General features: G+C 37.5%; 15 protein-coding genes. 8 read left to right on the top strand and 7 right to left on the bottom strand.

From position 1 onward, the window contains the following. From ABD000_RS01235 to ABD000_RS01225, 3 genes are all read left to right on the top strand, one after another. The gene (locus tag ABD000_RS01235) at positions 1-1,395 is read left to right on the top strand and encodes a hypothetical protein (RefSeq protein WP_343762757.1); all 1,395 of its coding nucleotides are present in this window, start codon (positions 1-3) and stop codon (positions 1,393-1,395) included. Between the two features lie 603 nt (positions 1,396-1,998). Then, positions 1,999-3,663: a hypothetical protein gene (locus ABD000_RS01230; protein ID WP_343762755.1), complete on the top strand. Its 1,665-nt coding sequence runs from the start codon at positions 1,999-2,001 to the stop codon at positions 3,661-3,663. An 817-nt stretch (positions 3,664-4,480) separates the two neighbouring features. Further along, entirely contained in the window at positions 4,481-5,962 is a 1,482-nt protein-coding gene (locus ABD000_RS01225; RefSeq protein ID WP_343762753.1) for a T9SS type A sorting domain-containing protein, read from the top strand. A 59-nt stretch (positions 5,963-6,021) separates the two neighbouring features. Here the strand turns inward: ABD000_RS01225 and ABD000_RS01220 are convergent, their stop codons facing one another. Both ABD000_RS01220 and ABD000_RS01215 read right to left on the bottom strand, forming a co-directional pair. Next, positions 6,022-6,468, bottom strand: a complete 447-nt coding sequence (locus ABD000_RS01220) for an RES family NAD+ phosphorylase (RefSeq protein ID WP_343762751.1) — start codon at positions 6,466-6,468, stop codon at positions 6,022-6,024. Continuing rightward, complete coding sequence (locus ABD000_RS01215) at positions 6,468-6,887, bottom strand: antitoxin Xre/MbcA/ParS toxin-binding domain-containing protein (RefSeq protein WP_343762749.1); 420 nt, start codon at positions 6,885-6,887, stop codon at positions 6,468-6,470. Before ABD000_RS01215 ends, ABD000_RS01220 begins: the two co-directional genes overlap by 1 nt. A gap of 280 nt (positions 6,888-7,167) precedes the next feature. Between ABD000_RS01215 and ABD000_RS01210 the strand changes: the two genes are divergently transcribed. After that, the gene (locus ABD000_RS01210; protein WP_343762747.1) at positions 7,168-9,501 is read left to right on the top strand and encodes a tetratricopeptide repeat protein; all 2,334 of its coding nucleotides are present in this window, start codon (positions 7,168-7,170) and stop codon (positions 9,499-9,501) included. 11 nt (positions 9,502-9,512) lie between these two features. Here the strand turns inward: ABD000_RS01210 and ABD000_RS01205 are convergent, their stop codons facing one another. Further along, positions 9,513-10,307, bottom strand: a complete 795-nt coding sequence (locus ABD000_RS01205; RefSeq protein ID WP_343762744.1) for a class I SAM-dependent methyltransferase — start codon at positions 10,305-10,307, stop codon at positions 9,513-9,515. Positions 10,308-10,709: 402 nt separating this feature from the next. Further along, positions 10,710-11,060, bottom strand: a complete 351-nt coding sequence (locus ABD000_RS01200) for a toxin-antitoxin system YwqK family antitoxin (RefSeq protein ID WP_343762742.1) — start codon at positions 11,058-11,060, stop codon at positions 10,710-10,712. A gap of 98 nt (positions 11,061-11,158) precedes the next feature. Here ABD000_RS01200 and ABD000_RS01195 point away from each other — a divergent pair, with 98 nt between their 5' ends. The 3 genes from ABD000_RS01195 to ABD000_RS01185 all read left to right on the top strand — a co-directional run bounded on the left by ABD000_RS01195 (position 11,159) and on the right by ABD000_RS01185 (position 14,754). Then, positions 11,159-12,133, top strand: a complete 975-nt coding sequence (locus ABD000_RS01195) for a sterol desaturase family protein (protein ID WP_343762740.1) — start codon at positions 11,159-11,161, stop codon at positions 12,131-12,133. Between the two features lie 84 nt (positions 12,134-12,217). Further along, positions 12,218-13,912 (top strand): CotH kinase family protein, encoded by a 1,695-nt coding sequence (locus ABD000_RS01190; protein ID WP_343762738.1) that lies wholly within the window; start codon positions 12,218-12,220, stop codon positions 13,910-13,912. An 11-nt stretch (positions 13,913-13,923) separates the two neighbouring features. Then, on the top strand, positions 13,924-14,754 hold the full coding sequence (locus ABD000_RS01185; protein ID WP_343762736.1) for a type 1 glutamine amidotransferase domain-containing protein: 831 nt from the start codon (positions 13,924-13,926) through the stop codon (positions 14,752-14,754). On the opposite strand, the gene ABD000_RS01180 is transcribed toward ABD000_RS01185, so the two are convergent. Beyond that, positions 14,751-15,191 (bottom strand): 3-oxoacyl-ACP synthase, encoded by a 441-nt coding sequence (locus ABD000_RS01180; protein ID WP_343762734.1) that lies wholly within the window; start codon positions 15,189-15,191, stop codon positions 14,751-14,753. The genes ABD000_RS01185 and ABD000_RS01180 overlap by 4 nt on opposite strands. 85 nt (positions 15,192-15,276) lie before the next feature. On the opposite strand from ABD000_RS01180, the gene ABD000_RS01175 reads away from it, so the two are divergent. After that, positions 15,277-16,350, top strand: a complete 1,074-nt coding sequence (locus tag ABD000_RS01175; protein WP_343762732.1) for an endonuclease/exonuclease/phosphatase family protein — start codon at positions 15,277-15,279, stop codon at positions 16,348-16,350. 28 nt (positions 16,351-16,378) lie between these two features. Here ABD000_RS01175 and ABD000_RS01170 read toward each other — a convergent pair whose 3' ends face one another. After that, entirely contained in the window at positions 16,379-16,921 is a 543-nt protein-coding gene (locus ABD000_RS01170) for a DUF421 domain-containing protein (protein ID WP_343762730.1), read from the bottom strand. 83 nt (positions 16,922-17,004) lie between these two features. Then, positions 17,005-17,256, bottom strand: a complete 252-nt coding sequence (locus ABD000_RS01165) for a hypothetical protein (protein ID WP_343762728.1) — start codon at positions 17,254-17,256, stop codon at positions 17,005-17,007. Between the last annotated feature and the right edge of the window lie 77 nt (positions 17,257-17,333).

The following is a 17,333-nucleotide window of genomic DNA, read 5'->3' as shown; positions in this document are numbered from 1 at the left end:
ATGATAGATAAGTATTTTTCCACAGGTAATGTATATGTCATTGATGACCAGCTAACCGAAGCAACACCTATTATTAAGTCCCTTTATTCTCATCAAATACCTCATATTTATTTAGATGGTAGTTCGAAAAGTTTACCAAAGGAAAGTAGACAAGTACGTCTGATATTTCTAGACTTAAATTTGAAACCAACTCTCAATCCCAAAGATAAAAAGTCATTTAAGAACATTCATGCTGGAATATTAAATAAGTTACTTGCCAACAATTCTAGTAGCTATCTAATTCTAGTATGGAGTAAACAGGAAGACACCTTTTTAAATGACTTTAAGGAGATTTTTAATGACTCGACTAATGAATACAAACTAAACCAGAGACCGCCATTAGAAATAATTTCTTTAGAGAAGAAAGATTTTTTTGAGACAATTAGTGGAGCAGACGGAATTACTCATAATTGGAAAAATGGACAAGAAAAAGCCCTATTAGAATTGATTACCTCTAAGTTGACGCAAAACGAGGCGTTTAAAATATTATCAGCTTGGGAAAATCTTATCAGTAAATCTGGTAGTAAAACCGTTGACTATTTATTCGATTTAGTTAGTGGGGAAACTCCCGCAAATAAAAACTCAAAGCTAGATAGTATTATAACTAGTCTTTCAATTTCTTTTCTTGGTTTCGAAAATTTTAATAAACTAAATGACCAGAAGAAAACGGACGCATTTATGTTAGCCCTAAGTGAATTAATTGATGATGAAATAGACAAAGAAATTATTGTCAATACTCAACCTGAATTCAAAAACTGGTTACCGACGAAAAGATTAAGCTCAACTGATAAAGGTAGATTAAATTCCAAACTTTTAACTTCAATAGAAGTCGGAAACAATCACTTAACTGGTTCCATTTATAAAGCTAATAAGGGAGCGCATAATTATAAAAAACTATTAACCGATTGTATCGACTTAGGTAGATCATTATCAAAAAAGGAAGCGACGAAGAAAAAAGACTCAAAAAGTTCAGAAGTACGAAAAGATATTGCTAATCTAATTTTTAAAGACTCCTCTAAGTTTATACCATTAGAGTTAAACATCACACCATTATGCGACGTAGCTCAAAACAAGGAAGAATATTACCGTATGGTGCCTGGTTTTCTCATTGATAAGAAGAGTAGGGAATATTTATTTGAAAAAACGGACAGAAATTATTTTTCTGCTTTATTGTATTCTGAGGTTAGTTTAAATGAGTGTCATTTGGTTTTAGATTATAGGTATTTCCATTCCGTTACAAAAGCCGAAATTAATAAAATGAGAAAACTCTGTTGCTTGAGAAAAAGCTTTGTGGATGAAATACAATCAAAACTAGCAAACCATGTTAGTAGACTGGGGTTGTTGTATTTACCATAGTTTTTTGGCCTAAGAGAATTTTGGTAAAACAATCCACCTTCGCTAAAAAAGCTTTGGCGTAAACGCTAAGTGAGTGGATCTTTAAATTTTGGGAGTTCATGAATTTTCTAAAGTCTGATTGCTAAATTTTTGTGTTATTCCTTTGAGCTGCTGAGATATTGCAAAAAAATCTTGCGTATATTTCTTTACTACTGGCTATAGTAGAGTCTGGGGTTTAGACTATCTAATTAAAGCCCTACTGGCAAAATCAACCATTTAGTTTTACGTTCAATCAATTTCTAGGATTGGCTTTAGTAATTGAGAATGAGTCAAGAGCTTTCTATTTAATTCCCGCGAAAATATTGTCAAAACCCAGATAAAAAAGACTTCTTTGAGAATGACATTTCTATAATGCCGCACTTAAGTAATTGGGAAATAAAGATTTTCATATCGGGAATTTCTAAGCTTATTAAATATTAAGTCGGTAATTTTTTAGTTTAACAAATACCCATTAAGAGGTATTAAAATAACTTAAAAAGTTTATTACTTTTAAATTAATTATTAACCAACAAATTAATTATGAAGTATTTACATATTGTTGTTATCCTTTTATATTCAATCACTATGTCATCACAAATAGACTATACTATTGATGCAAAAAAAGATTTAGCTGAACAATACAAAAAACTGAAAGAAAACTTAGAAGAACTAAATACAGCTCAAGATTCCCTCAGAAAACTTACAGATATTTTATCACCTAATGTGATATCATTCTATGAAGAAGTCTTGGAACAAAAAAAAATAGTAGACTCATTATATAAAAATGCTGAAACTGCAATATCTTTTTATATAACAAAAGCAGTAAAACGAGAAGTTGTGGAAAGTGTAATTACATTACCTGAAAATTATCTAATCGGAGTAAGTCAGATTGAAGAAGAGGAAGAGGAAGAGGAAGAGGAAGAGGAAGAGGAAAAAGAACAGGAAGAGGAAACTTACATTTTATTCGATAAAAGAAAGATTATTTCAAAACAAAAAATTCTTGAAGACGAGACAGCAAATAAAGTCTTTAATACTATTCTTAATGAAGAATCAAAAACTTATTTTGGAGATTTTTGGTTTCCTAAAGATAAAGAAGAGATTTTTGTTGTAAAAAAATGCGAAGATAATGATTCAAAATATACAAAACTACCGAAATATAGGGCTCTCTATTTTGATAAAATGCTTTTAGATATGTACGAAGGTAATGTTCGTGATATAAGGGTTTTCCTAAAGGATGAAAAAGGAAAAACTCATATATTTGAGAATACCTTATCTATATCCTTACTTAATTTCAATGATTTATCAGAGCGAAATTTTCTTAAAAATTCAGCAGAAAAAACATCGGTTGATAATACAGAATACTCGTGTTACCGATTAAAAGTTGTAGATGTTTTAAGATACATTACTAGTGAAGAGGGGAATTTTGTGCCCAATGATGCGTCATTCTCATTTCCGCTTGTAGATGACGAGGGTAATAAAACTAATGTAAATGCATCTAATCGATACGAGTTACGACAATCAACTAGTCTCAATAACGTTATTGACCTCAGGGCATATACCGATTTATTAGGTTTATCTGGAGAGACACCTAATGGAATCGCTCAATTCGAAGGTCAAGCCGATTTTTTTATTTTACCCTTTGGAACTTTTTCAGATCAACCAAACCTATATGCATTTAAAAAAATTAAACCTTATTTGCAATATGCACGTCTGGATGAAGAGAATGAATTTTTACAAACTAAAATGGTAAATGATACACTAACCCTATCTGAGCCAATAGACCATATCCAGCAATCCTTTTTAGATGCAGGGATGCGTTTAGATTTGATTACCTATAATCCAGGCAAAAACTTTCCTTTTGAAATTATTCTGAATACTGTAATACGTTATCAACTTTCTAAAGTTAATAATGATTCACAATCATATACTTATAAAACTCTTGGAGCTGGTGCTGGACTAGCTTTTGAATTTAAAAGGCTAAAGAACTTTGAACTCAATCTACTTTCAGAGTTGGCCAATTATCATCAAGGTCCCTACAATAACATACCCGAATTTAATGACCCAGAATCTTTCTTGGTTTTTAGAAATGAGTTTGAGGTATCATATTTCCCATCAAAAAAACAAAACAATGCTATTTTCCTACGTATGCGAGTATATAATAATCAAAATGCCGATGAGGGTGCTAACTTCTTTCAGTTTCAATTTGGATATAAGTTTATGATTGGTGCAGGTAAAATTAGAGTACAATAAATCAGTAAAATCTCGAGAATTCGCCAGATATAAAATTTCTAGCTCACTGCATAATTTAAGAAATTAAGCAGCAAAACGGCTTTAAAATAAGTGTAAGAAATTTATCTAGTGAATTACCGTTCCAACAAAATTCACGGATACTAGCCGTAAATTCACGTTGACACGAGTGAAAGAAATTGATCCTGTGAATCAATTTCTTTTATCTGTGAGATGATGCGGCTGCAAGTGATATAATCCGCCAAATGGTGGAGGTTATATCTGATCGTATATTTAATAGCTTGATCATTGAGTTTGTTAATTGTAATACAGATATCTAGCCGTAAATTAGCGCAGTGTCGGTTTTTAATATTTTATAATACTAGCTGCAAGCGATATAATCCGCCAAATGGCGGAGGTTATATCTGATCGTATATCTAATAGCTTGATTATTCAGTTTGCTAACTGTAATACAGATCTCTAGTCGTAAAAATTACAGAGAGGTGATTATTGAGAATTTAGAATACTAGTCGTAAATTCACTTTGATATAATATCTGTCGATATAATCCGCCAAATGGCGGAGGTTATATCTGATATTATATCAAATAGCGCATAAATGCGCTATACGTTAATTTACTGTGTGATTTGAACCATAATTTATATTATGTAAAATAGAATATTTTGTTATGCGTTTATGCTTCGTCAAATCCTACTCCGCCTTAGAACTGTAAAAACTCTTCCATACGTCCTATAGGAATATGGATAACGATTACTGATACTCTTTAAGGTTAACCTTCAGCATAAAAATTTCATTAAGAGATAAACTCAACACTCTACACCATGAAAAAAATTTTACGCGTTTTATGTTTATGCTTAACTTTTACTGCAGCTGCACAAGATTTTGAACTAGACCTTAATTTTGGAAACGATTCTGGTTCCGGTTACCTTGGCGTTCATGATGGTACAACCGATTTTTTTAGAAAAGTTATCGCTAGTAATGATGACCTGCTATACTACGTTGGCTACGTAGTTGATCCTACAGAAATCGCTGTGTACAGTACCCTTAGCGACGGTACTCCTAATCCCGCATTTGGTGATTCACCTTTAAAACGTTTTGCAGTAAGCGGGCCCAATGGAGAATCCACCAATGTACTTGGCGAATGGATTGCATTGCAAGACGATAAACTAATTATAGGTGCACGCATTATTGTGGGTGATGCTAATGTTACGGGCATTGCTCTTATTCGTCTTAATCTTGATGGAACCTTGGACAATTCGTTTGGAACCAATGGATCTTATCTGTACGCTCCAACCGGGATTGATACCTTTTTTGGTACGTTAGAAGTAACTGCCAGCGGCGAAATATTCATCGGGGGACGCTATCGTGTGGGCAATAACAGCAATCATGAGTATATGGTTCAAAAACTAACTCCTAACGGTGTTCCGGATTCCGGCTTTGCAGATAATGGTGTATTGATTTTTGACAGCTTTGAATTTTCCCGATGGATATCTGCTATTCATGTATTAGATAACGGTCAAATTATGCTGGCAGGAACCGATCAGGATGAACAACTCTTCTTGCTCAATGCCGATGGCACCTTTGATGGCACGTTTGGAAACAGCGGAGTCATTTCTACACAGATTTTTGCTGATCTCAAAGACATTGAACAGTTTGGGGATTCCTTTTTTGCGATTGGAACTACCCGAAATACCATCGAACCGGTTATATTCAAATTCACCACTACCGGCATGGACCTTACATTTGGTACAGATGGCGTAGCGACATCTACAGTTACCGGATTTATGGAAGATGCTTTTATAGACGATAATGGTACTGCCTATTTCACCAGCAATCTCGGTGGATTTTATCGCGTATTTAAAACTGAAACTGCTAATGGATTTGTTCCGTTTGAAGCAGGAAATTTTGAGCTCTTTGAAAATGCATTTAATATTAGTGTACTCTATGGAATTACTCAACTAAGCGATGAAACTATTATCGGTGCCGGAATAGGGCTCAACCTTGTTGCTGATAATACCGGAAACGATATGTACGCCATTAAACTTACCCACTCCACCCTATCTGCGCCTGATTTTGAAGCCGCTGACATTACGATTTATCCCAATCCTGTGCATGATCTCTTACAGTTTGATCGCGCCATTAGTGGTGAGGTGAGAATATATTCCATACTAGGAGAAGAAGTATTTTCACGAGAAGTGGTTCAGGCTAAAACCCTTGATGTAGCTGCACTTTCTGCCGGGATTTACTTATTACATTTACGTGTGTATGGAAAACGCATCACAAAAAAAATGGTAAAGAAATAGACATGTACATTTTCTTTTCAGTATAAATCAAAATAGCCTGATCATCGGGCTATTTTTTTTCATAACAACCTGCTGTCCCACACAAATGGTTCTGCGTTAGTAATCCTGACCTTTTCATAGTCCGCATGCGTAGTGTTGATCACATAATTAAATTCCCCGGGGATCAATACTGAAGGTACTTTTAGGATTAGACTGGTTTTAGCCTGATACCATGCACTGCCCAAACGCTGTAGTACGTTATAGTTTTTAAAATGTTTCCACTCCTTGGGTAATTCTGCTGAAATGTCCAGGTAGTGTGAATCATCATCTGGTAATGAAATGGTGAGTAAATAATGATCCAGCGCTGCCATCAACGCATTGCGATGCGCAACCATCTCCAGCGTACACAACGCCCTACTTTGCGAGGCGTAGATTACATATTCATTTTCTCTGTTCCACCGGTTTGGTACTCCCGAAGCACTGAGCGAAGCGTGATATTTCTTACGTACAATCCTAAATACCTGCATTACACATTATCCCCGTATTCCATGGCAGTCAATCGATGGTCCACAAATCGTATTCCGCTAATGGTGCGTAAAAACTCCAAGGGTTTTTTGCGATCAAAAAATACATTAGGAGCCGTTAACCAGGTATGAAAAACTTTAGCATCACCAAATACCGTTGTACCCTTTTTGATCAGCGATAACAACAACAGGATGTGCTCTTTGGTATCAATTTTGACCTTGGTCGCATCCTTCGTGTAAACGGTGAAGGTCTTAGGGGTAATTCCCAGTATATGAGCAAGTTCACGTACATTAATCGTACTGAGCACTTTTAAGGCTTCTACATGACGTGCGGTAAACTCTTCTCCTTCCAAATAACTAATGATCCAAGTGGGATCAGCTTCTTCGGGAATTAGTTGTATGATACTTGCCTGTGCAGTCATTGATATATTTTTACGTATTTATAAATGTAAAATTACGTAATTTATGTCGATCACACAATTCCTTCAGCCTATAATTCCTTTATTAGCCATCAAGGCTTCTAAAAGTGCTTTTTTTAGCACATCCTATTTTTTCAAGTTTCGTAAACATATATTCATCTTCCAATTACTTGATCAACGTTCTACAAACTCCTTTTTTTTACCTGAAACAGCTTCTTAATTAAATCATAACATTAACTATTTTAATCCCTACTTCTCTGCTATATTTGTGTTTTTAGATTGTATGACTCAAGCTTCTGATAAATCCATCTTTCAAACCTTATGGGATCGTAAAGTTCCCCAATACCTGGGAACCTATTTTGCGATCGGATTCGGTTTGTTACAGTTTTTAGAATTCCTGGTGCAGCGTTATGAACTTAGCGGCTCCTGGATCGACAAATATTTACTGGTCTGGTTAGCGCTGGTACCCGCAATAGCCATATTGAGCTACTACGGGCATCGCTTAAAAGAGAATGCTAAAAAGTTTCGCTTTCCCAAAGCTCTTGTGATCATTAATTTTGTGATTGCTTTTCTCTTTGGCGGACTCCTATTCAACGGCGACATCAAAGCGCAACAAGAACCTGCGCTGGTTGAAATAGCCGATGAAGATGGAAAAATTGTCAAGGCCGTAGTGCCTCAATTAAGTAAAATAAAGAAGATTGCCATCTTTCAGTTTAAAAATGAAACCGGTAAAGATGAGTTAGATTGGTACGGTCCTGCTTTTTCAAGTTTACTACACAACACCCTGCGCCAACGCCCTGAGGTATATTCACTTTCTGCCTATTATCTCAATCATTTTCATGAGCGTTTAGGTCTCCCCTCTTTTGAGACTCCGGCACACGGGATGAAAATGGAAATAGCCAACAAAGCGCGTAGTGAATATTTCACGTCCTTAATGTATAGCATCACCAACGATATCATACAGGTAAAAGGAAATTTACATCGCGCCAAAGACGGTAAAAAAATTCTGGCGCTAGAAGCAAAAAATAAAAGCCTCTATGCGGTTGTTGATCAATTGAGTGAGCAAATCAATCAATTTTTATTTAAGGGAAAAGCTACGCCAGATGGTCTTGTGATCATGCCTTCTTCTGCCTTGCTTACATCCAATATAGAAGCACTCAAATACCATTCACAATCCTTGATTAAATTTGGTAAAAATCCCAGCGCGCTTATTGAAGTTCTTGCGCTGGAGCAAAAGGCATTAGACATTGATCCAACCTGTGCTGCCTGCCAGTACAATAAGGCAGATAAGCTCTACGGGATGGGTAAAAATGAAGAAGCTAAGGATGCTGCCAGACTAGCTATTAAATATGGAAAAGCCTTGCCTAAGCGGTTTCAGTTTTATCCCAAGGAGATGTATTATTCTATCACCGACAATATAGAGGGATATTTTAAATTGTTGGAAATGCAACGTAAAATGTTTCCGTATGAATATAGACCCTACGAAAAACTGCTGACTAAATACCGCGCTGATTATGGGATTGATTCGGCTAAAGTATTAATTCAAGAGGCGATTGATAACGGCAATGTAGAACGAGGTTTGTTGGCAATGCACGACTTGCAGGTCGAAAACGAAGAATACGATGCAGCGCTTAAAACCCTAGAGAACCATAAAGCAAAATTCCCAGATCGGGATCAGGATAAGTTAAAATGGGTCACACTTTATGAATTACAGGGTGATTTTAAGGCGGCTAAAGCCATTTTACTTGAAGAAGAAGCATTGGATCCACTTGATGCCTCCATTCAAAATAGATTGGTGGTCCTGGATTTTAGAGAGCAAAAATTTGATGCGGTCGATGAACGCCTGGAACGCGGCCTGCGACAAGCCTCTACCTTAACCGATACAGTTACCGTTTTATGGACAAAAGCTTCTTTTGAACAAGCCCGGGGTCAAGTGAACCAGGCCCTTAGTACGCTCAAAAACTATGAAGTTAGAGTTGGGAAGATGTCACCTTACAACAGGGTGATTTCTTCTACCTTTTTTACTAAAGCGTTGATGTATTTATCGATTAGTGACGTCTCCAGTGTGAATCAATTATTAGAAGAGATAAACACCTATTCGCCAGAGTTTCAAACGGTATATCAATGTCAGACCGATATTCTTGCCGTTCAAAAAGAGTACAAAACACTCTCTACGGCAGATGAGCTCATGAAAAATTGTAGGGATGAATACGCTAAACGCGGAACAGGAACGGCTGAATTTTTAGATCTGGTTGTGGCGTATAAGAAAGAAGACTATGCAACAGCCATTAATATCTTACGAAAAGAAAACGATAAACTGGAAAAACTTGTTGGCCGGGATCCCTATTTTCTATCCAGTATTTATAATCGCGGAGGTGATTTTGAAAAGGCGATAGAAATTGTACAAAAAGAGATTGATCGAAAAACCTATGATCCTATGCTCTATTATCAAATGGCGTTTTTACTTCAAAATGATGATCGGGAGCAGGCTAAAAAGTATTTAGATATCGCCATGACGTATTGGAAAAATGCAGATCAGGACTACGTTCCCTATATGAAGGCGAAACGTTTGCGTTCTACCTTAAATGAGGTCAAAACAGAGTCGATCAGCCTGTAGTTACTCCTGGCTTAATTGTAGTTTTCCTCTTTTACAAACACCATACAATGTTGCCAGGGCAGATTCCCTATGTTTTCTTTTAAGGTAAATCCGGCAGCGGTTAATTCTTTGACGGCCTGAGCTTCGCTCATTTTGTGAATGGTTTTGATGGGAATGCCGGCATCTTCTTTTCTATATTCAATGAGGTATACTTCACCATCAGGACGCAAGGCGGTATAAATGCTTTGCATGATTTCCTTCGGAAAGCTGAACTCGTGATACACATCAACCAATAATACCTTATCGATCGTATTTGCAGGAAGTTGCACACTTTTTTCAGTTCCCTTGATTAAGGTAACATTAGCAATGCCCAGCTCCTTTTTCTTTTTGCGCATCGCCTGAAGCATTTCTTCCTGGATATCTACGGCATAGACCTGTCCATTATCCTTCAGAGCCTCTCCTGAGCGCAGCTTAGGGGACATCTTAAATACATGATAACCTGATCCCGCGCCTATATCGGCGATGGTGTCTCCCGGCTGAATGTTCATGTTTTTCAACAGTTTCGAAGTTTGTTCTTCTTTTTCACGTTCAGGTCGCTCCAGCCAATTGATACCTTGATATCCCATCACGTGGGCAATTTGGCGCCCCATGTACCACTTCCCTATTCCGTTAGGGTCACCAGATTTGTAGATATAGGGATCGTCTGTTCGTGTAGAGTCGGTAGAAGCGTTGTTTCCGGCTTCCGGTGTACTCCGCTGTTGACTTTGACAGCCGGTGAACGAAAGCAGTAGGTAGATTAGGAGAAGGTATGGATAGCGTGATAGCATAATTATGGGATTGAATGTACAGACTATTATCAAGGTACGAATATTATTTAAGTACACCCTGAATATAATAGTCATTTCGACAGAGTCCCGACATATCGGGACGACGAGAAATCTGCCGAGTAAAATCTGTACTATTAAACCTTAAGATTTCTCACGCTCAGTGCCTTTAGTTCGAAATGACACACGGGATCGTCATTTCGACGGAGTCCCGAAGTATCCGGACGACGAGAAATCTGCTTCATTGAAGTTTTTAAGTCAATTTTAAACTGCGACCTTAAGATTTCTCACGCTCAGTGCCTTCGGTTCGAAATGACACACGGGATCGTTATTTCGACAGCGTCCCGACGTATCGGGACGACGAGAAATCTTCCTATTAAGACTAAGACCTTAGAATTAAAAAGCTTAGTGAGTTTCGGTATGATTCACACTCCCGTCTTCATTGTAATACGTCCACTCTCCCACTTTTATTTTCCAGTGTTTGTACTTTCCCTCTGCTTTTTTATTTCCATTTAAATAATACAAGACATACGGACCCTCAACGCGATTATCTACATACGTACCTACTTCTTTCAATTCACCTGAATCATAATAGTTCACCCATTTACCATTACCCACTCCATTTGTATATTCCTGTATAGATAGGTAGTTTCCATTACTGTATTTACCATAAAGAACGCCTGTAAAGGGTATTTTGCTCCCTTTTTCATAGTAAACTCTACCCACTCTATAAGAAGTGGTGTAGGTATCATTCATAGATACCATTTCTTGTTTGAGCGTATCAATTTGAGAATGACGTCTTAAAATAAAACCTTAGATTATATAAGATTTATGTATTCATTTAAGTTTATTTTATGATTAATTTCTCTATTGTGATAGACGGAAGCGCATATGTAGTATCTTTACATCAAAAATTCGCTATCAACTCAAGGAAAATAACCCTAGATGAGCTTTTAGAGCTTGATTTCAATACTATTATTTGGATCGCTGCGCCAGTCATGTTTGCACTGGTGGCACTGGAGTATTACCTTTCTTATAGAAAAAACAGAAAGCTTTACGCAGGGAAGGACTTCTTGGCATCTGCTGCCATTGGTTTTGGTAACCTCTTCGTCAATGCACTGACCAAAGTTGGTATTTTCTACATTGTCGTCATTTGCTACAATCTTACACCCTGGACCATTCCTCACGTTTGGTGGTCGTATATCGTTTGCTTTTTAACGCTAGACTTTGCGCGCTACTGGGCACATCGTATTGCGCATGAACAACGCTTTTGGTGGTCTACTCATGTAGTTCATCACAGTTCTACATACTACAATTTTTCCACTTCGTTTAGGTTATCCTGGGTTCAGAATTTGAAATTGATCTTTTTTCTACCGGTAATCATGTTGAGTTTTGATCCTATGGTTTTTATCATCGTTCATCAAATTGAGATTTTGTATCAATTTTGGATTCATACAGAGTTGATTAGAAAACTCCCTAAGCCCATTGAATATATTTTTGTTACTCCGTCGCACCACAGGGTTCACCATGCAGTAAATAAAAATTATATTGATAAGAACTATGGATCGACCTTAATAATTTGGGATCGCATGTTTGGCACCTTTCAAGAGGAAAAAGAACAGGCGATTTATGGAATTACAAAACCTATCAATTCCTATAATCCCATCATCCTGGTATTTCATGCTTGGGGCGATTTGATTGGGGATGTTCGAAAACGACCTAAAAAATTCTTTCAAATCTTATTTGGTAGTCCTACTTCCTGGGAGCGTGAACAGGTCAAGAAAAAAAAGATGGCTACTCCTATTACGGCAGCGGAAAAAGCTGCCTGATCCAGTCCTTTTATTTTTGTATATTGTCTTGTACCATTATAACAGTGGTGTAAACCATTAACACGCTGTTTTAAATAGTTTATTATGCGTTATCTTTACTTCATTATCTCATTTTGTGTATTCGTATTTACAGCAAACGCACAATCAACCTATACCCTTCAAATTGAATCTGGCCGTTATCAAATCGATCAAGAAAAGCAACTTATTGTATGCAACATTGATTTATCCGTTATTCCAGATCTCACAGGATTTGATGCGGTAAACCTTGATTTGGATCAAGTATATACCTTAAATACTACCCCGTCTAATTTTACTACTCAGCAAGCCTACTCAGTTTCCCTAAACGATATAGATTATGCCTTGTATTTTTCTTCAGTTCCTTTAATTCATATTACCAGTGATGAGGAGATTATTGACGATCCAAAAGTTCCGGCGATGTTCACCTATGCAGATGATCAACAATTGGTCACCTCTATTACCGGGATCGAACTGCGCGGTGGCTTTTCTCAAACGTTTCCAAAGAAAACCTATGACTTAGAGTTCTGGGAAGATATGAGCGGCGATGATAGTAAGGACATGCAGTTTGGAAATCTAAGAGAGGATGATGATTGGATTCTCGATGCCATCTACAATGAACCACTGCGATTTAGAGCATACAGCACCCATAAATTATGGTTGGAAATCCACACCCCTCATTATAGTGACGAAGAAGATGAGGCAAAAGCCGGAGCTGATGTGATGTACGCTGAGCTCTTTTTAAATAATTCTTACATAGGCCTTTACATGCTGTCAGAACAAGTGGATCGCAAACAGCTTAAACTTAAAAAATACAACGACGATGATGGTATACGTGGAGAGCTCTATAAAGGAGAAAGCTGGCAAACAGGCAACACGCTTTTTTACGGTTTACCCGCCTACGATAATACGAGTGACCTGTGGGGAGGCTATGAGTTAAAAACGCCAGATCCGGATGATTTTATTGACTGGTCAAACCTCTACAATTTCACCGATTTTGTAATGAATAGTACAGATGTAGATTTCTATGCTCAGCTACCTGATCAATTGCACATTGAGAATGCAATTGACTATTTTATTTTCCTCAATTTGCTACGCGCAACCGACAATACCGGAAAAAACCTTTATACAGGTCGATATAAACAAGATTACCCGTATTTCTTTGCGCCTTGGGACTTAGATGGTGTCTTAGGAACCATCTACGATGGCTCAAATGAGAATATTACCGATGATATCTTAACCAATGGTCTTTTTGATCGAATGATTGTTGATGCCCAAAATCCTGTTTTTGCACTCATGGCTGCTGATCGTTGGAACGAATTACGCCAGGATATTCTTAGCGATGCATCTCTTGATGCCCGATTTAATACTTTCTTTGACGTACTTATTAATGAGAAACTATACGAACGAGAAGCACTTGCTTGGCAAAACTATCCGTACGATCAAGCCACGAAGAATTATATGGAGCAGTGGATCACCACAAGATTAAGTTTCTTAGACGATTATTTTGGTGCTATTCTTAGTACTCCTTCATTTGATCTTGATCAAATTGCAATATATCCAAATCCTGCTGTAAATTTACTCACAATAACATCAAGCGATGCTATTGGCAGTCCTTATGTTATTTATTCCATGCAAGGAAATCGAATTATGAGTGGCAATATCACTAGCATGGATCATCAAATTTCTACTGCCTTATTGGCCTCAGGACTGTATGTCATTACAATTGGAGAAAATAGCTTGAAGTTTCAAGTAACAAAATAGATTTTAGAATTATGCCGTTCCTTTTATCGCTTACGCGGAAGCTACCCCTACTTATTCTACTTAGTTTGGTTCTATTGAGCTGCAAGGATTCCGCTGAAAATAAGCAGCAAAAAAGCACAAATGCTGAAACTGAATCACAGGAGAATCCATTACGCGTTCTCATTGTACTTACTTCTCAAAAAACTATTGGTGACGCCGATATGGAAACCGGTTTTTGGCTGGAAGAATTTGCTTCTCCTTACTACACAATGCTGGATCAAGGGATAGAACTCGAAATCGCAACACCTATAGGTGGTAAGGCTCCTATTGATCCTAGAAGTATGGAAGATGGCGCCCTAACCACTGCTGCAAAACGTTATCTCAGCGACACCCAAGCTCAACAACGTGTAGCCACCACCCGAAAACTCTCTACCATTGACGCCTCAAACTTTGACGGAATTTTTAATCCCGGAGGCCACGGTCCTATGTGGGATCTGGCAGAAAGTGAAGTCTCTGCTGCATTAATCGAAGATTTTTATAGAGACGATAAACCTATTGGCATGGTATGTCATGCACCTGCAGCCTTGAAAGGTGCCGTTGCTCCAAATGGTGATCCACTGATAAAGGGTAAAAAAGTCACCGGTTTTACTAATGACGAAGAAAAAGCAGTTAATCTGGCCGATAAAGTGCCATTCTTACTGGAAACCATGCTTAAAGAGAAAGGCGCCGACTTTAGCAAAGCTCCTAACTTTAACGTACATGTGGTGGAAGATGATGTACTTGTGACGGGTCAAAATCCGGCATCAGCAGAAAAAGCAGCAGAATTGTTTATGGAGAAGCTTCACGAGAACGAAAACAACTAGTGGATTTCTTGAATGGTATGCGTTTTACCATTGATTACAAATGACGCCCCTACACCTTTTCCCATCATCGCTTGGGCGACAGGGGTTGCCATAGAAATACAATAGACAGGTTGATTATTTAGCACTGTTTTTCCGGCAGAGACCGCAATAAAACAGATCATTCCGCTAGTTACTACCAGACTGCCTAATGAAACTACAGATGTTTTAGATAAATTTACTTTCTGAAGGATTCGTTGCATTTTTTCGGCTTCAGCCAGATAATTTCCCAATTTTTCTCGCTCTAGTTGCATCATCGCTCTTCCGGTTTCATGCTTGTCTCCAGCACTACTCTTTGTTTCTGCAGTGATATCCAGTTGGATATCTTTCATTTGATGCGAAATACCTTGGATACGCTTCTTTACATAGTTATCACAAAAATTTAATACTTCTTTTTTCATATCATAGATCACCTCTCAATTATTGATTCAAAATTATACTTCAGTATTTTAACATGCTTCCAAAACTAACTGTATTTTAGCAGATATGAAATTACGATCTGTTTTATACATTTTTGGCTTAATTGTCATCGCCTTTACGCTTTTTCCTTTGATTCCCGCGAGTCATTGGTCTATTAGAGCGTTTGATTTCCCGCAATTGCAAATCACCGGATTGACACTTCTCGCACTTATTTTGTTTTTTCTTCGCTTTGATATCTCTAAGAAAAAAGATATCGTATTTGTAGCAGCGCTTGGAGCATGTTTTATTTATCAAGGCACCAGGATATTTCCTTATACTCCCTTGGCTGCTTTTGAGACCTTACCTTCTTCTAAAAATGATGCGCCGTCACTGCGCATTTATACCGCCAATGTACTTCAAAAAAACAGTGATTATTCTACACTCATCGATCAGATCAACGCATTGAAGCCTGATCTTGTTGTCCTCACCGAAACAAACAAGGTTTGGCTTGAAAAAGTTCAGCCCCACGTGACAGAATATTTGTATCGAGAAGAAATCCCCATGGACAATACCTATGGAATGCTGCTCTATTCTAAGAAGAAATTGATTGATTCCAGTGTAAAATTCTTGATAGAGGATACGATTCCATCCATTCATACAAAGCTACTGATTACACCACAGGATACCATCCAGCTTTACGCTATTCATCCTGCGCCACCACTCCCCTTTCATAATCCATTATCTGTAGATCGCGATGCGGAGATGATGAAAGTGGCTAAACTTGCTAACAAATCACCCCTCCCTGTCATCACCCTTGGGGATTTTAATGACGTAGCATGGTCAGAAACTACAGAATTATTCCAAGAAGTGAGTGGTTTATTGGACATGCGAATAGGTCGCGGACTCTATAACACCTATGATGCAGATAATTTTTTGTTTAGATGGCCGCTGGATCATATTTTCACATCGGCCTCCTTTAGAGCAAAAAAGATGAGTCGTGAAGAACACATCGGCTCTGATCACTTTCCGTTGTATGTAGAGCTTACCTATGAGCCAGAAGCTAAGGCAACTCAAGAAAAAAAGCGTCCAACGAAAAAAGAGACAGAACAAGCACAAGAACAACTTAAAGAAGAAAATAAAGCTGATCAGCAAGGTAATTAAAACTTGAGCGGTATCTACACTGGGCGTTTTACAGGTCTGCCAGCAAAAAATCTTCTACTTCTACATCATCATCTTTAGTATGCAATACACTAACATCTCCTGTGGTTTCCAATACCATGGCTCTTACTTGAGATAATTCTAACACATTAGCTTCACGTAATTTACCACGTATTTCATCAATAGTTACTTTACACTGCTCAATATTCTCTTTGAGTAATTCACCATTACGCATCAAAAGTACAGGCTTGTTGTCCAGAACTTTTTGTGCGGTATTGCTTTTATACTGTATATACGTTATGAGATAATTAAACAAATAAAGTAAGCCAATAATAACGATCCCAATCAGTATTTTAGGATCACCTGTTCCTATGGCCATCGCAAAAATGTTACCAATGGCTATTGTATTGATAAAGTCGAAGCCCGTCATTTTGCTAAAGCTTTTTAATCCAAAAATTCGGGTAAATGCGATCAATGCGATATACATTATGATAGCTCCCAAGAATACGGCAGTCATCATGTCTACAGTGAAATCGTTAGTAAAATGTTTCCAGTCTATCATGGTTGTTGTCATTAAGATTAGGTATAAATGAAAAAGCCTCAAACACACTAACTAAGTGTTGCCTGAGGCTACTATTTATTGTAAAAATTAATATCTTAAGAATCAGACTGCTCTCCACCTGGAGTTTGCTCAATCCGTTCTCTAAATTTATCCATCTTCTCTGCGATCTCTTTGCGTTCTTCTTTACTCAACGAGTCATCATCGCTACTCGTTAGTTTTAATTCACCGGCTTCTTCATCCTTAATTTCCAAGGATCTATCTGGGCTTCCATAGCCAAAATTTGACGATCTACGGTAGCGATCTTGAAAACTGGCTTTCGTTTTTGTCATTCCCCCTGTATTTTCCATAACGTTATTTTTTTCAAATGTACAGGTAGAATAAAAAGCTGTGTGATAATGAAATGCCAAATTTTGAATGAATGAGC

Origin of the sequence: Gangjinia marincola (assembly GCF_039523415.1) — a bacterium.
GTDB classification, from domain to species: Bacteria; Bacteroidota; Bacteroidia; order Flavobacteriales; family Flavobacteriaceae; genus Gangjinia; species Gangjinia marincola.
The sequence above is the reverse complement of the archived record's forward strand: the minus strand, read 5'-3'. Positions and strand labels throughout refer to the sequence as shown.

Bases quoted from the DNA above. Each gene is read 5' to 3' on its own strand.
- ABD000_RS01235 (WP_343762757.1), top strand. From the start codon at position 1: ATGATAGATAAGTATTTTTCCACAGGTAATGTATATGTCATTGATGAC.
- ABD000_RS01230 (WP_343762755.1), top strand. From the start codon at position 1,999: ATGTCATCACAAATAGACTATACTATTGATGCAAAAAAAGATTTAGCT.
- ABD000_RS01225 (WP_343762753.1), top strand. From the start codon at position 4,481: ATGAAAAAAATTTTACGCGTTTTATGTTTATGCTTAACTTTTACTGCA.
- ABD000_RS01220 (WP_343762751.1), bottom strand. From the start codon at position 6,468: ATGCAGGTATTTAGGATTGTACGTAAGAAATATCACGCTTCGCTCAGT.
- ABD000_RS01215 (WP_343762749.1), bottom strand. From the start codon at position 6,887: ATGACTGCACAGGCAAGTATCATACAACTAATTCCCGAAGAAGCTGAT.
- ABD000_RS01210 (WP_343762747.1), top strand. From the start codon at position 7,168: ATGACTCAAGCTTCTGATAAATCCATCTTTCAAACCTTATGGGATCGT.
- ABD000_RS01205 (WP_343762744.1), bottom strand. From the start codon at position 10,307: ATGCTATCACGCTATCCATACCTTCTCCTAATCTACCTACTGCTTTCG.
- ABD000_RS01200 (WP_343762742.1), bottom strand. From the start codon at position 11,060: ATGAATGATACCTACACCACTTCTTATAGAGTGGGTAGAGTTTACTAT.
- ABD000_RS01195 (WP_343762740.1), top strand. From the start codon at position 11,159: ATGATTAATTTCTCTATTGTGATAGACGGAAGCGCATATGTAGTATCT.
- ABD000_RS01190 (WP_343762738.1), top strand. From the start codon at position 12,218: ATGCGTTATCTTTACTTCATTATCTCATTTTGTGTATTCGTATTTACA.
- ABD000_RS01185 (WP_343762736.1), top strand. From the start codon at position 13,924: ATGCCGTTCCTTTTATCGCTTACGCGGAAGCTACCCCTACTTATTCTA.
- ABD000_RS01180 (WP_343762734.1), bottom strand. From the start codon at position 15,191: ATGAAAAAAGAAGTATTAAATTTTTGTGATAACTATGTAAAGAAGCGT.
- ABD000_RS01175 (WP_343762732.1), top strand. From the start codon at position 15,277: ATGAAATTACGATCTGTTTTATACATTTTTGGCTTAATTGTCATCGCC.
- ABD000_RS01170 (WP_343762730.1), bottom strand. From the start codon at position 16,921: ATGACAACAACCATGATAGACTGGAAACATTTTACTAACGATTTCACT.
- ABD000_RS01165 (WP_343762728.1), bottom strand. From the start codon at position 17,256: ATGGAAAATACAGGGGGAATGACAAAAACGAAAGCCAGTTTTCAAGAT.